The sequence below is a fragment of the Bacillus sp. CH_70 genome (genome assembly GCF_038007045.1).
In the GTDB taxonomy this organism is placed as follows: Bacteria; Bacillota; Bacilli; order Bacillales; family Bacillaceae_G; genus Bacillus_A; species Bacillus_A cereus.
Genome location: NZ_JBBOWL010000001.1, coordinates 1,862,404 through 1,876,417 on the forward strand (window position 1 = coordinate 1,862,404; position 14,014 = coordinate 1,876,417).

The following is a 14,014-nucleotide window of genomic DNA, read 5'->3' on the forward strand; positions in this document are numbered from 1 at the left end:
TGTTGTTTTTGTATAAAGAGGGGGGACCCTCTTTATACATATTTCTTTCATACTCACGGCTTTAAAGGGAGGGATTTCGTGACACATTTGCTAGAGACGAAAAATCTTAGTGTATCTTTTGGTGAACATCAAGTTATTAAAGATGTAAATTTAACTGTCCAAAAAGGAAAACTCATTTCTATTATTGGGCCAAATGGTGCGGGGAAGACAACGTTATTTAATTTACTAAGTGGACAGATTTCACCCACAACAGGTGAAGTGTATTTTAAAGGGCAAGATATTACAAAACTATCGATTTCAGATCGAACACGCTTAGGAATCGGTCGCTCTTTTCAGCTTACAAACATATTCCCAGAATTAACGGTACTTGAAAATGTCCGTTTAAGTGTTCAATCATTCGTACAAGATTACTATAGTTTTTTCCCGAGTTCAGCAAAATTAAAGCAACAAGTTGGAGAGGCGAGACGTTTCTTAAAAACAGTATTACTTCATGAAAAAGAGAACGTATTAGCGAAAGATTTGGCACATGGAGAGAAAAGGAAGCTAGAACTTGCGATGTTATTAGCTTTAAAAACGGATGTGTTATTACTTGATGAGCCGACGGCAGGTATTTCGGTTGAGGAAGTCCCTGCTATATTACAAGTGATTGAAAATATTAAGAAACATCCCGAGAGCACAATTGTACTTATCGAACACAAAATGGATATGATACTAGGTTTGTCAGATCATCTTATCGTTTTATTTCATGGAGAGTTATTGGCTGAAGGATTGCCAGAAGAAATTATGAAAGATGAGCGTGTACAAAGTGCTTATTTAGGGGGATTATATAGTGGCACTATTACAAGTGAATAATATAGAAACGTATTTAGATCAGTTTCATATTTTGCAAGGAGTATCTCTTGCTGTTGAGAAAGGGACGATTACTGTACTGTTTGGTAGAAATGGGGCAGGGAAAACAACGACATTACGTTCAGTGATGGGGTTTCACCGCATTGCAGATGGTGAAATTTATTATGATAGTGCAAAAGTGAGTGGATTACCTACACATTTAATTTCAAGGAAAGGAATAGGGTATGTACCAGAAAATCAAGGTATTTTTCATGATTTGACAGTAGAAGAAACTTTCGCTCTTGCTAGGGGAAAAGGTGAGGAAGTAGAAGGGAAAATAGAGTGGATGCTGGAACTATTTCCGGATTTAAAGCAGTTTTGGAATAAGAAAAGTGGGCTCTTGAGCGGAGGGCAAAAGCAAATGTTGGCTATTTCAAGAGCGTTTATTAATAGTGATGGATTATTACTTATTGATGAACCGAGCAAAGGGCTATCCCCGATAATGGTGGAGAAATTAATGGTAGCTATTTTGAAGATGAAAGAGAAAACAACAGTTTTACTTGTTGAGCAAAATTTTATGATGGCCAGTCAAATTGGCGATTATTTTTACATTATGGATAACGGACGAATTGTTCATAACGGTTTTATGAATGAATTAAAAAAGGATAAGGAAATGTGTCATAAATATTTAGGAATCTCTTAACATGAATCCGAGGTGAAAAGGATGGATGTGTTAATCAATTTATTTGTAAATGGGATTTCAACAGGGATGCTCATTTTTTTGTTAGCATCAGGTCTTTCACTTATTTTTGGTTTAATGAGCGTTTTAAACTTTGCACACGGTGGTTTATTTGCATGGGGAGCATTTACAGGTGTTTGGTTATTTAATATGACAGGAAGTTATATATTAGCTTTAGTTGGAGCAGTAGCCATGGGAATGTTCCTAGGATTTATTTTAGAAAGGTTTCTTATTAGGCCGGTATATGGAAATCATGTTCGACAGCTGCTCGTTACGCTTGGAGGAATGCTCGTTCTTAGTGAGTGTATTAAAATATTTTGGGGGCCAAACCCTATTAGTGCAAAATTACCGTTATGGTTACAAGGAAGTTTTACATCCGGAGGTATTATATTAATTAAATATCGTCTATTTGTTATTTTGATTGGGATAATTATTTACATTGCACTACTACTATTACTCAAAAAGACGAAGATAGGTCTTATGATTCGTGCAGGTGTAATGGATAAAGAAATGGTTCCAGCGCTTGGTATTAATGTAAAAGCGATATTTTCTTTCGTCTTTTTATTAGGAGCAGGGATGGCAGCTTTGGGAGGATTCTTATTAGCACCGTATTCGGGCGTTATTTTCGCCGAGATGGGCATGCAGTATGCAATTTTAGCATTTATAGTAGTAATTATCGGTGGATTAGGAAGCGTACAAGGTTCAGCTATTGCTTCTTTAATTGTCGGATTAGCTGGTGCTTTTACAGCGTATTTTATACCAGATTTATCACTTGCAATTAATATGTTAATGTTACTATTTTTCTTAATAGTGAAGCCAACTGGACTTGTTGGTGAAAAGGGGTGAAATGGTGAACAACACATCGGACCGAATTAAAGTATACTTCGGAGTATGTATGCTCATTTGTTTAAGTGTATTTCCGTTCGTAAATGATTCACGGAGCCTGTTAATTTTGTTCACTCAAATCTTCATCTTTGCTATTTTTGCAATGAGTTTTGATGTATTGCTTGGGTATACAGGAATTGTATCGTTCGGTCATTGTATGTTCTTTGGGATAGGAGCATATGGGGTAGCGCTTTTATTTGATCGACAAGGCGTATCAATAACGAACTTTTTAATTGGAATAGTAGCTGCAATTATCGTTTCAGCAATCGTTAGTTATATAATTGGTTTGCTTTCTTTACGATTGAAAAGTCATTTTTATGCAATGTTAACACTTGCTATTTCACAGTTGTTTTTCGTACTTGCTGAAAAATGGCGTGGGCTTACTCACGGAGGAGATGGTTTTACATTTGGGGTACCAGAAATATTCCGTGATCGTTTTACTTTTTATTATGTATCACTTGTATGTTTATGCTTCATTTTTATTCTATTACGTCTTTTTACAAAGTCTTCTATTGGGAAAGTATTAAAGGCAATTTCACAAAATGAACAACGTGTTGAAGCACTTGGATATAAAGTCCTCCATTATAAAATAATCGCAAGTGTAGTCGCAGGAATAGTAGCTGCAATTAGCGGTGGTTTATTTGTTATTACATTGCGCTTTGTCAATACGACTGTATTTTCAATTGAAATGACACTAAATGCACTCTTAATGACAATGATTGGAGGAGTGGGAACATTAATTGGAGCTATTGCTGGGTCTGGGATTATTGAATCACTAAAATATTATTTATCAGAACTAGCGACGGAATATCCGATTTTTGAAAGATGGACGATTATTCTAGGTTTATTGTATATTATCGTGCTACTCGTTTTTCCGAAAGGATTGGTTGGGACGGTTAAGAAATTGAAGAGTTTTAAAAGGAATAAAAAGGAGAAAAGTACAGAAGTGGAGCAAAACGTGTGAAAAATCAATTGTATACAAAATAAAAATCCCTCTTTTATATTCGTTAAAGAGGGATTTTTATTTTGAAAAAAGTTTGTAATCAAAGTCATTTTATTAATCAAATAGTTCATCAGGGATATGCTTTATAAAGGTTTGATTCGTAAAAAAATGAACAGCTAAATTCTCAAGGGGAACATCTTCAATTATTACTAATGTATCATTTTTAATCGGTAAAAAAGCTATTCCTTTTCCATCAGCAATAAACTCTTCCATAAGCGAATAAGAATCCAACTGTTGAAGTTGTCGCTGAGATAGATTGTTTTCTTTTAGAAATTGTATTGTCTTATTCCTAAAAGGGCACTTTTTGTCATTGCTAACGAAGAAAATTTCTTTTGAATAATCAATGGTACATTTTTCTTTCGCTTTTAATAAGCCTACAGAAATTGAGGTTGTGAACACTTTTTTAAACGATGCGTCAGGATAATCCTCATAAGTTATGACCATATCAACTTTTTGTTGCTGCAGTAATTTTTGCAAATGACTACTACTTTCTACATATATTTGATAATTTCTGAAATTTACTTTAATACGCTTACTTAAATAATTTGTCAAAATAGATTGTGACGTCGCTATTATATAAGAAGAACCACTCGTTTTAATTTCATCTTTTACTTCTTCTAATAGAGTTAATATTTTATTCGTGTAATCTAATAAAATGTCACCAGCAGGTAACAAGGAAACACCTTTGTTATCTCTATGTAGTAAAGGCGTTTCTAATTCTTGTTCTAATTTTTTGATTCGCTCAGTTACGTTCGGTTGAACATATCCTAACTCTTTAGCAGCTTTACTAATAGAACCCTCACTGGCCACAGTTTTGAATATAATAAGATCATTTATTTCCATGTATCTCAGCCCCTTATGCACTATCATTATAAATGATACCAAACATAATTTATACCTATTTTACGTTAGCCGCTTATCGATTTATCATAATGTATATAAGATTGAAAGCGAGTGGTAAACATGATTGGAATGCAATATAAGGTCATTCTTCCAAAGGATTATGACATGGAAATTATTAAGAAAAGGGTAAAGGATAATGGCTATAAAACTGATGGTTTCCAAGAACTAAATTTTAAAGCTTATTTAATTACGGAAACGGAGAAAGACGGGAATTTTTATAACTGCTATGCACCTTTATATATTTGGAATGGTCATGAAGGGATGAATAAATTTATCTTTGAAGGGTATTACGATAACATTTTACAATCTTTTGGATGGCAACAAATACATATAGGTGTTCCATTAGTGGTTAATCTAAGTGATGGATTTAAGAAAAGTAGATATGTTGTTGAATATGCAGGAAGTATTTCTCAAAGTAAAACACTGATTGGGACTCAATTAAGCACTATGAATGAAGATGTACAAAACAACGAAAAGTGTTTAGGGAATGTAATCGTTTATAATCCGGATAAATGGGGATATAGTAGGTTTGAGTTTTATGAAGAGAAGCCTGATATTGTAGTGACTAAGGGTGTTACAGTATATGAGATTTTACACATTTCACGATGAAATTTTGTTGCATATAAAAAAATAAGAAAAGGAATGAAAGTCTATGCCTTTTGTGAAGATTTATTATTCTGAAAACATATTAAATGAAGAAGAGTTGGAAAAAATGGGTGAATGTATCCATCTTTCATTAATTGAACATTTTAACATCCCTGAAAATGATTATTTTCAAATGTTCTTACCTTACCAACAAAACAAATTTTTATATAATCCATATTATTTGTTGGAAAGAGGAGAAAAGAGAACAGAGAATATGATTTATGTTTCTATTACATGTGGACCGGGAAGAACGGTGCAACAGAAAAAAGATTTGTATCAATCTGTATCCTTAAAAATCCCGCAATATTCCGACGTTAAAGTTTCGGATATTTTTATTACACTAGATGAGACAGCTGCTGAAAACTGGTCATTTGGTCAAGGAATAGCACAAATGGTGAAAATAAAGGGAGAAAAAAATGAAGAATGAACTTATTGAAGTACAGATTAAAAAGAAAATGAGAGAAATGGCACCTGCATTTGCTCATTATAGTGAAAAGATATTATTTGAGGAAGTGTGGCGGGATGCCACTTTAACATTAAGAGAAAGAAGTTTGTGTACTGTGTCAGCACTAATCAGTCTCGGTAATACAGAACAATTACAATTTCATCTGAAGCTAGCTAAACAAAATGGGGTTATGGAGAATGAATTGGTTGCATTAATAACACATATGGCTTTTTACGTTGGTTGACCAAAAGCTATGGCAGCTTTAAATATAGTAATGCATGAAATGAAAAGTTAAGAATAATGATAAGTAAGAATTCATGTTTATATGAATTCTTACTTATCATTATTTATGCAATACTCTATCGCTATATTTATTACATTTTATCTTGCTTTTTTATCACTTGCGTAGTAAAGTGATAGTAAGATGAACGCTAGGAAGTGATGAAACATGCGTGATAATACGATAGGATCATTAATATGGTTACGTTTAATACGATTTACGAACCAAAGTAATCAAATGTCAAATGAGTTTTTAAAACGTTTTGATTTAACGACAGCTCAATTTGATGTGCTTTTGCAAATACGTACGTATCAACCACTCACACAAATGGAGTTAGCTGAAAAGGTAACTGTTACACAAGGTGGCATTTCTCGAATGTTAACTCGTCTTGAAAAAGAAGGATATATTGTACGAAAACAAGATTGGAAAACGAAAACAATTAGTCTTACAGAGCAAGGAGAAGCTGCTTTAGAGAGAGCATTGCCAGAGCAACTTGCATTTCAATCTTCGTTTTTTGATGATGTATTAAATGAAGAAGAGCAGAAAATATTATACGAGCTGATGACGAAAGTTCATAAGCATAGCGAAAAAAAAGAATTACCGCAAGAGTAATTTTTTTTACCTTATCAATTGACTAATCAAGTGATGAGGTAGGTAATACGGAGATATACTTGACTTACCAACGTTTTTAGAAGAAAAACTAATACTACATTATTAAAGGGGAGAGTAACTATGGAAAAATACCGTATAGATACAAGAAAAGGAATTGAGTTTGGGTTATATTCAATTGGCGATCATGTTTTAAATCCACATAATGGGGAGAAAATTACGCCAGAAAAAAGAATTCACGAACTAATTGAAACAGCTAAGTTAGCAGATGAGGCAGGGCTTGATGTGTTTGCTGTAGGCGAAAGTCATCAAACGCATTTTACAACGCAAGCTCATACAGTTATTTTAGGTGCGGTCGCGCAAGCTACGAAAAATATAAAAATTGCAAGTTCCGCAACGATATTAAGTACATCTGACCCAGTTCGAGTATATGAGGATTTCGCTACCATTGACTTGATTTCTAATGGTCGTGCTGAAATCGTAGCTGGTCGTGGATCTCGTATTGGAGGATATAGTTTACTTGGTTATGATGTGAATGATTATGAAGAGTTATTTGAAGAGAAGATGGATCTTTTATTAAAAATTAATAAAGAGGAACATGTAACATGGAATGGGCAGTTCAGAGCACCACTTGAGCATGCTTCAGTTATCCCTAGAGCTAAAAATAATAACCTGCCAATTTGGCGTGCGGTTGGTGGACCGCCAGCTAGTGCAATTAAAGCAGGACGTGCAGGTGTGCCAATGATGATAACAACACTTGGTGGTCCAGCAATTAACTTTAAAGTGTCAGTAGATGCTTACCGCGAGGCTGCTCAGCAAAGTGGATTTGATCCAGCTAGTTTACCAGTTGCGACAACGAGTTTATTTTATACGGCAAAAAATTCACAAGATGCACTTAGTGAATATTACCCTCACATTAATGCTGGTATGCTTACACTGCGCGGTGGTGGGTATCCGAAACCGCAATTTACAAATGCAATAGATTACCGCGATGCTTTAATGATTGGTAGCCCACAACAAATCATTGAGAAAATGCTTTACCAATATGAATTGTTTGGGCAACAACGCTTTATGGCACAAATTGATTTTGGCGGTGTACCATTTGATAAAATTGAGAAAAATATTGAATTAATTGCTACTGAAATATTACCAGCCGTTAGAAAACATACAGCAAAATAAATAAAAAAACTGGGAGTCTAATTGACTCTCAGTTTTTTATTTGTTATGGAAAAAATGACAAAAAAATGAACTTTTAGTCGAGGGAGAGGGAAGTTATTTTCTATTTTTGAATAACATTATTTCGAGTTTGAATTTTGAAAATACATTTTTCTCTTGACAAAAAATAAGCATTTATCGAGGGTAGTTTCGAGGACATTTTTTCGGTTGAAAGTCAAGTGTATGAAGAAAAAATGATTGTTTTATAGATATAAAAGTAAGCCGTATATTGAAAAAACACATTTTGCTAATGAAAAAAATCTGATTCAAAAAAATGACAAAAGACATATTTCAGACAAAATGATGTCAATAATACGTCAAAAATAACCTGAATTTACTATGCAGGTATATTATACAATTCGATTAACGAATAAAACACTACAGAAATAGTGAAAAGGTAAAAAATAGCATTACAATAGTTTGAAAAACTGAAACTTCATATTTTTCGACAATACATACAAAATGTTTTTGTCTTTTCGTATTTCTTAATAATTGAGTTTGATAAGATTGCTCAATTAACTTTTATTATAAAAACTATGAAGGAAGTGATTTTAGTATGGAAACGCTCGAATTGGCACGAATACAGTTCGCATCAACAACGATTTTCCATTACTTTTTTGTTCCGCTGTCAATTGGTTTAGCTTTTATTATTGCGATCATGCAAACGTTGTATGTGGTAAAAGGGCAAGAAGTATATAAGAAGATGGCAAAGTTTTGGACGCAATTATTCCTTATTAACTTTGCAGTAGGTGTAGTAACAGGTATTTTACAAGAATTTCAGTTTGGTATGAACTGGTCAACGTATTCACGTTTTGTAGGTGATGTATTTGGTCCCTCGCTTGCAATTGAAGGATTACTCGCATTTTTCATTGAGTCTACATTCCTAGGTTTATGGGTATTCGGTGAGGATAAATTACCGAAGCGAATTCACTTAATGTGTATTTGGCTCCTTTCAATTGGAACGATGTTATCAGCATTCTGGATTTTAACTGCAAGTGCATTTATGCAGTCACCTGTCGGGTATGAAATGGCAGCTGATGGTCGTGCACAAATGAATGATTTCTTAGCCATTATTCAAAACCCACAACTATGGGTACAATTCCCGCATACAATTACAGCAGCAATTGCAACAGGTGCATTCTTTATTGCGGGTGTAAGTGCATGGAAAATTACAAAAGGACAAGAAACTGTAGTATTTAAAAAATCTTTCCGCATTTCTATCATTGTTGGAACAATTACAACGGCGCTTGTATTATTCTTCGGTCATGCACAAGCGCAACAATTAATTAAGACACATCCAATGAAGATGGCGGCAGCTGAAGCGCTATGGAATACAAGTGAGGATCCAGCGCCATTTACAGTATTTTCGAAAATTGATACAGAGAAGAAAGAAAATTCGTTTGAAATTCAAATCCCTTATATGCTAAGTCTATTATCGTATGATAAGTTTAGCGGTCAAGTTGAAGGGATGAATCAAATTCAAAAACAATATGAAGAAAAATATGGACCTGGAGATTATATTCCTCCAGTGCATACAATGTTTTGGAGTTTTAGAGCGATGGTAATGAGTGGAACATTCATGCTTCTTCTAGGAGCTTACGGATGGTTCTTATCAAGAAAAGATCGTTTAGCTGAAAAAACGTGGTATTTAAAATTAATGGTGTATGCAATTTCTCTTCCATTCATCGGTAATACAGTAGGGTGGATTATGACTGAAATGGGTCGTCAACCTTGGGTTGTATTTGGTGTAATGAAAACAGAAGATGCTGTATCACCAAATGTAACATTCGGTGAAGTATTATTCTCACTTATTTCATTCACATCAATGTATTTAATTATGGGTGGAATTTGTGTGTACTTATTTGTTCGTACCATTAAGGGCCACAAGAATAAGAAAACGAAAAAGGATTATCAAAGCCATGATCCATTTGATAAGGAGGAAGAGTATGTTATCTCTTAATGAGTTATGGTTTTTAGTTATTGCAATCTTATTTGTTGGATTCTTTGTACTGGAAGGTTTCGACTTTGGGGTAGGAATGGTTTCGAGGTTTTTAGGAAAGAATGATTTTGAAAAACGAGTTTACTTAAATACAATAGGACCGTTCTGGCACGCGAATGAAGTATGGCTTGTTTGTGCTGGTGGAGCCATGTTTGCGGCATTTCCGCACTGGTATGCAACTTTATTTAGTGGTTTTTATATTCCGTTTGTATTTATGCTTCTTGCTTTAATTTTAAGAGGTGTTTCCTTTAAATTTCGTGCGAAAATAGATAATCATAAATGGAAGAGTGCGTGGGATTGGGGGATGTTTATTGGAAGTATGTTACCTCCTATCCTTTGGGGAGTTGCGATTGCAAACTTTATGATAGGTGTACCTATTGATGAGAGTAAAAATGTTGTAGGTGGATTCCTGCAATTACTTCATCCATTTGCGTTACTTGGGGGAGTAATGTTTCTCCTACTATGTATTGTTCACGGATTACAATTTCTTACGATACGTACAACTGGTAAATTGAGAGAACGTGCACGAATTGCTGCAATAAAAATTGCACCATTTTCATTAATTACACTTCTTGTTTTTGCTGGTGTGGGGTTATGGAAAACCGACATTTTCACTGCTCATGGAACAGAATGGATTATGGTACCAATCGGAGCTTTTGTAGCACTATTAGTGTCCACGTTATTAAATAAAAGAAGAAGAGATGGTTGGGCTTTCTTTATGACGAGTTTAACAATCATTTTACTAAGTGCGAGTGTATTTATCGGTATGTTCCCACGTGTTATGATTAGCTCTTTAGGAGCAATGAATGATTTGACAATTTACAACGCAGCATCAGGAGCTTATGCATTAAAACTTATGACTTACTTTGCGATTGCTATTTTGCCTTTCGTTATCGGAAGTCAAATATGGAGTTATTATGTATTTAGACAACCTGTTAAGTCAGACAACGATTTGGAGTACTAATGAAAAGAAAAAGAGGACTTCCGTCTTATCCCGGTAGCGGTATTTTATATGTAGCGTTAACTATTATTAGTATTTTAGAAGCTTTTAGTATTATTGCGCAAACAATCTTTTTAGCACGAGCTATTACGTTTTTATTTCATGGAGAGACAGTACAAACAATATTAAGTGAAATTGTTTATTTTGGTATCGCGTTTGCAGCGCGTAACATAGTAGTTCGAACATCACAAATATTAGTGGAACGTTTTGCCGAAAAAACAGGGTCGTTACTAAGAAAACAATTGATAGAGGCATATTTCACATTAGGTCCAAGGTATGTTCAAACTGTTGGAACGGGTCATCTGGTTACCTTATCAATTGAGGGGATTGAGAAATTTAAAACATATATTGAATTAACGATTCCTAAAATGATTAGAAGTAGTATCGTTCCAGGTCTAATTGTACTATATGTTTTTACGCTAGATATTGAGTCTGGAATCATTTTAGTTGTAACGATTCCTATCGTGATTATATTTATGATTCTTCTCGGATTAGCAGCGCAAAAAATGGCAGATAGTCAGTATGAGATATATCGTGTACTTTCGAACCATTTTGTAGATACGTTAAAAGGTTTAGAAACATTAAAGTATTTAGGGAAAAGTGAACAGCACGAAGGAAAGATTGAAAAAGTAAGTAAAAGATATAGAAAAGCAACGATGCGTACTTTGCGAGTTGCTTTTCTTTCTTCTTTTGCATTAGATTTCTTTACGAGTTTATCAATCGCGTTTGTGGCAGTTGGATTAGGGATACGTTTAATAGATGGAACGATTATACTATTACCAGCCCTTACAATTTTGATTTTAGCTCCGGAATATTTTCTGCCGATTAAACAAGTGGGAGCAAATTATCATGCGACATTAGATGGACAAATTGCGATGGAGCAAATAGAAGAGATTTTGCAACAACAAAAAGGAATACAAAAGAAAGATTTAAATGAAGATATAGTATGGAATGCCTCTAGTAGCTTGAAATTACAAGATATCAAAGTTAATAATGCTGAATCTGAAAAGGCTATATTAGAAGGGATTAATTTTACTTGGGAAGGTAACGGTGCTATTGGTGTTATTGGTGAAAGTGGTGCAGGGAAATCGACGTTAATCGACGTATTAGCAGGTTTTTTATCTCCTTCGAGTGGAAAGATGTTAGTAAATGGTGTAGAAGTTGATGGATCTACTCGTGAAGATTGGCAAAAAAATATTGCTTATATTCCGCAGCAACCCTATATATTTCCGCTTTCATTAAAGGATAATATTCGTTTTTATGAAACAAATGCAACAGATGAAGAAGTTGAAAGAGTTATTAATGAAGTCGGCCTTCGTTCACTCGTTACATCACTTCCAAATGGGATACACGAAAGAATTGGAGAAGGTGGACGTATGCTAAGTGGCGGACAAGAACAGCGTGTTGCTATGGCGCGTGCGCTTTTAAGTAAAAAACCAATCATTTTATTAGATGAGCCTACGGCACATCTTGATATTGAAACCGAATTTGAAATAAAGCAAGCGATGTTACGTCTATTTAATGGAAAGTTAGTATTTTTAGCAACTCACCGTCTACATTGGATGAAACAAATGGACCATATCCTTATTTTAAATAAAGGGGAAATGAAAGAAAGTGGGACGTATGAAGAACTTTTAGAGAATGAGACATTACATTTCCATAGGGAAGAGAGGGGAGAGAAATGAGTAACTGGGTTAAACCTTATATAAAACAAAATAAAGGTAGAATGACTTTAACTATTTTCCTTGGTCTTCTTGGAGTTAGTTCAGGAGCGATGTTACTTTTTATTTCAGGTTATTTAATCTCAAAATCTGCCCTTAGACCAGAAAATGTAATGGCTGTATATGTTCCTATTGTTGCAACAAGAGCGTTTAGTATAGGGCAAGCTGTGTTTCATTATATAGAGCGCTTAGTCGGACATGATGTCGTACTACGTATATTAGAAAAAATGAGAACGAAGCTATATAGAATAGTAGAACCACAGGCGTTATTTTTCCGTTCTCGATTTCAAACGGGTGATATGTTAGGAGTGTTATCCGAAGATATAGAGCATTTGCAAAACCTATATTTACGTACAATATTTCCTAGTATATTAGCGCTAGTTGTTTATAGTATCTTCGTACTTGTTATCGGTGCATTTGACCTTGTGTTTGCACTTATTCTAGGTTGTATGTTAGCTATTATCGTGTTTCTTCTTCCATTTGTATCATTACTTTTGATGAAGAAACATCATGTTACTTTAAAGCAAGGCAGAAGCCGTTTGTATCAACAACTGACAGATGCTGTTTTTGGATTATCTGATTGGCAAGCAAGTGGTCGTAAAGATGAATTTATTAATGAGTATGTAAAACAAAATGATCAGTTGTTAAAAATCGAAAAGAGAGTGAAACGCTGGTATCATATTCGGGACAGTATCATTCAATTAGTAGTAGGTATTGTAGTTATTTCGATGATCATATGGACTGGGAATGGAGCGGCAAGTGAACAAATTGCTCCTACAGTTATCGCAGCTTTCGTATTAATGACTTTATCTGTAACGAACGCGCTTATTCCTATTGCAGATGCCATCGATCGAATACCGTCGTACGTAGAATCTACCCATCGTCTTAATGGCGTAGAAAGTGATAGTGTTTTACATGATGAAACGGATTTGCATGGAGAGAAAGATTATATTGAACCAAAACATGTAGATATTGAACTGAATCACGTATCGTATAGTTATCCAGATAGTAATGAGATTGTATTAAAAGATGTATCATTACAAATAAAAGCAGGGAAGAAAATTGCTATTTTAGGGAGAAGTGGGACAGGGAAATCTACTTTACTAAAATTGTTAACAGGGGCGTTAAGCCCAGTAAATGGCCAAGTTGTATTGAATGGTGAACGAGCTCATACGAATCTTTTATCTAAATATATTTCTGTATTAAATCAAAAGCCGCATTTGTTTGATACGACAATTGGAAATAATGTACGAATTGGCAAACCAGAGGCGACGGATGAAGAGATATGGAAAGCTTTAGAGAAAGCACAACTAGCTTCACATGTTACTTCTCTTCCAGACGGATTACAAACAAAAATGCATGAAATGGGAAAGCGGTTTTCTGGTGGGGAAAGACAAAGAGTTGCTTTTGCTAGAACTCTTATGCAAGAAACACCAATTATTGTACTTGATGAACCGACTATCGGTTTAGATCCAAAAACAGAATTGTCTTTAATTGAAACAATGTTTTCTGCAACGGAAGAAAAGACGGTTATTTGGATTACGCATCATCTTGTAGGAATAGAACATGTAGACGAAGTTATATTCCTTGATCGTGGCCAAATTGTCATGCAAGGTAGTCATAAACAACTTCTGAAAGAAAATGAAAAGTATCGTAAACTTTATGAGTTAGATAAAGGAATATGATTTGAATAAGCAATAATTGTAAAAATAGCTACGCCTAATGGTGGAGCTATTTTTTTG

At 34.5% G+C, this 14,014-nt stretch carries 14 protein-coding genes; 13 read left to right on the forward strand and 1 reads right to left on the reverse strand.

Going from position 1 to position 14,014, the window contains the following annotated elements:
* Positions 1-78: 78 nt before the first annotated feature.
* Genes N2V79_RS09580 through N2V79_RS09595 form a run of 4 tightly spaced genes read left to right on the forward strand, consistent with a single transcriptional unit; the run spans position 79 to position 3,416 of the window.
* A complete protein-coding gene (locus tag N2V79_RS09580; protein WP_000149338.1) occupies positions 79-852 on the forward strand; it encodes an ABC transporter ATP-binding protein in 774 nt (257 codons plus the stop codon).
* Entirely contained in the window at positions 830-1,531 is a 702-nt protein-coding gene (locus N2V79_RS09585; protein WP_001196696.1) for an ABC transporter ATP-binding protein, read from the forward strand. Before N2V79_RS09580 ends, N2V79_RS09585 begins: the two co-directional genes overlap by 23 nt.
* A gap of 21 nt (positions 1,532-1,552) precedes the next feature.
* Positions 1,553-2,413 carry a branched-chain amino acid ABC transporter permease gene (locus N2V79_RS09590; RefSeq protein ID WP_340719801.1) on the forward strand — a complete coding sequence of 287 codons (861 nt, stop codon included), beginning with the start codon at positions 1,553-1,555 and terminating at the stop codon, positions 2,411-2,413.
* 49 nt (positions 2,414-2,462) lie between these two features.
* Complete coding sequence (locus N2V79_RS09595) at positions 2,463-3,416, forward strand: branched-chain amino acid ABC transporter permease (RefSeq protein WP_002083259.1); 954 nt, start codon at positions 2,463-2,465, stop codon at positions 3,414-3,416.
* 93 nt (positions 3,417-3,509) lie between these two features.
* On the opposite strand, the gene N2V79_RS09600 is transcribed toward N2V79_RS09595, so the two are convergent.
* Positions 3,510-4,298, reverse strand: coding sequence for a LysR family transcriptional regulator (locus tag N2V79_RS09600; protein ID WP_000404994.1), 789 nt, complete (start codon positions 4,296-4,298; stop codon positions 3,510-3,512).
* Positions 4,299-4,418: 120 nt separating this feature from the next.
* Between N2V79_RS09600 and N2V79_RS09605 the strand changes: the two genes are divergently transcribed.
* The 9 genes from N2V79_RS09605 to cydC all read left to right on the forward strand — a co-directional run bounded on the left by N2V79_RS09605 (position 4,419) and on the right by cydC (position 13,957).
* Positions 4,419-4,967: a DUF4865 family protein gene (locus N2V79_RS09605; RefSeq protein ID WP_053564740.1), complete on the forward strand. Its 549-nt coding sequence runs from the start codon at positions 4,419-4,421 to the stop codon at positions 4,965-4,967.
* A 43-nt stretch (positions 4,968-5,010) separates the two neighbouring features.
* Positions 5,011-5,430 carry a tautomerase family protein gene (locus N2V79_RS09610; protein WP_053564739.1) on the forward strand — a complete coding sequence of 140 codons (420 nt, stop codon included), beginning with the start codon at positions 5,011-5,013 and terminating at the stop codon, positions 5,428-5,430.
* Entirely contained in the window at positions 5,420-5,692 is a 273-nt protein-coding gene (locus tag N2V79_RS09615) for a carboxymuconolactone decarboxylase family protein (RefSeq protein WP_069355422.1), read from the forward strand. The genes N2V79_RS09610 and N2V79_RS09615 overlap by 11 nt, the downstream gene beginning before the upstream one ends.
* Before the next feature lie 204 nt (positions 5,693-5,896).
* A complete protein-coding gene (locus N2V79_RS09620; RefSeq protein ID WP_001205523.1) occupies positions 5,897-6,340 on the forward strand; it encodes a MarR family winged helix-turn-helix transcriptional regulator in 444 nt (147 codons plus the stop codon).
* 120 nt (positions 6,341-6,460) lie between these two features.
* Complete coding sequence (locus N2V79_RS09625; protein ID WP_069355423.1) at positions 6,461-7,516, forward strand: LLM class flavin-dependent oxidoreductase; 1,056 nt, start codon at positions 6,461-6,463, stop codon at positions 7,514-7,516.
* Positions 7,517-8,108: 592 nt separating this feature from the next.
* Entirely contained in the window at positions 8,109-9,512 is a 1,404-nt protein-coding gene (gene cydA / locus N2V79_RS09630; protein ID WP_000448869.1) for a cytochrome ubiquinol oxidase subunit I, read from the forward strand.
* Positions 9,499-10,515, forward strand: a complete 1,017-nt coding sequence (cydB, locus tag N2V79_RS09635) for a cytochrome d ubiquinol oxidase subunit II (RefSeq protein WP_069355425.1) — start codon at positions 9,499-9,501, stop codon at positions 10,513-10,515. The genes cydA and cydB overlap by 14 nt, the downstream gene beginning before the upstream one ends.
* On the forward strand, positions 10,515-12,236 hold the full coding sequence (gene cydD, locus N2V79_RS09640; RefSeq protein ID WP_069355426.1) for a thiol reductant ABC exporter subunit CydD: 1,722 nt from the start codon (positions 10,515-10,517) through the stop codon (positions 12,234-12,236). Before cydB ends, cydD begins: the two co-directional genes overlap by 1 nt.
* Positions 12,233-13,957, forward strand: a complete 1,725-nt coding sequence (cydC, locus tag N2V79_RS09645) for a thiol reductant ABC exporter subunit CydC (protein ID WP_340719802.1) — start codon at positions 12,233-12,235, stop codon at positions 13,955-13,957. The genes cydD and cydC overlap by 4 nt, the downstream gene beginning before the upstream one ends.
* Positions 13,958-14,014 lie beyond the last annotated feature (57 nt).

What these genes read in the sequence shown, in the direction of transcription:
- N2V79_RS09590 (WP_340719801.1), top strand. Translation starts at nt 1,553, where the DNA reads ATGGATGTGTTAATCAATTTATTTGTAAATGGGATTTCAACAGGGATG.
- N2V79_RS09595 (WP_002083259.1), top strand. Translation starts at nt 2,463, where the DNA reads ATGCTCATTTGTTTAAGTGTATTTCCGTTCGTAAATGATTCACGGAGC.
- N2V79_RS09600 (WP_000404994.1), bottom strand. Translation starts at nt 4,298, where the DNA reads ATGGAAATAAATGATCTTATTATATTCAAAACTGTGGCCAGTGAGGGT.
- N2V79_RS09605 (WP_053564740.1), top strand. Translation starts at nt 4,419, where the DNA reads ATGATTGGAATGCAATATAAGGTCATTCTTCCAAAGGATTATGACATG.
- N2V79_RS09610 (WP_053564739.1), top strand. Translation starts at nt 5,011, where the DNA reads ATGCCTTTTGTGAAGATTTATTATTCTGAAAACATATTAAATGAAGAA.
- N2V79_RS09615 (WP_069355422.1), top strand. Translation starts at nt 5,420, where the DNA reads ATGAAGAATGAACTTATTGAAGTACAGATTAAAAAGAAAATGAGAGAA.
- N2V79_RS09620 (WP_001205523.1), top strand. Translation starts at nt 5,897, where the DNA reads ATGCGTGATAATACGATAGGATCATTAATATGGTTACGTTTAATACGA.
- N2V79_RS09625 (WP_069355423.1), top strand. Translation starts at nt 6,461, where the DNA reads ATGGAAAAATACCGTATAGATACAAGAAAAGGAATTGAGTTTGGGTTA.
- cydA (WP_000448869.1), top strand. Translation starts at nt 8,109, where the DNA reads ATGGAAACGCTCGAATTGGCACGAATACAGTTCGCATCAACAACGATT.
- cydB (WP_069355425.1), top strand. Translation starts at nt 9,499, where the DNA reads ATGTTATCTCTTAATGAGTTATGGTTTTTAGTTATTGCAATCTTATTT.
- cydD (WP_069355426.1), top strand. Translation starts at nt 10,515, where the DNA reads ATGAAAAGAAAAAGAGGACTTCCGTCTTATCCCGGTAGCGGTATTTTA.
- cydC (WP_340719802.1), top strand. Translation starts at nt 12,233, where the DNA reads ATGAGTAACTGGGTTAAACCTTATATAAAACAAAATAAAGGTAGAATG.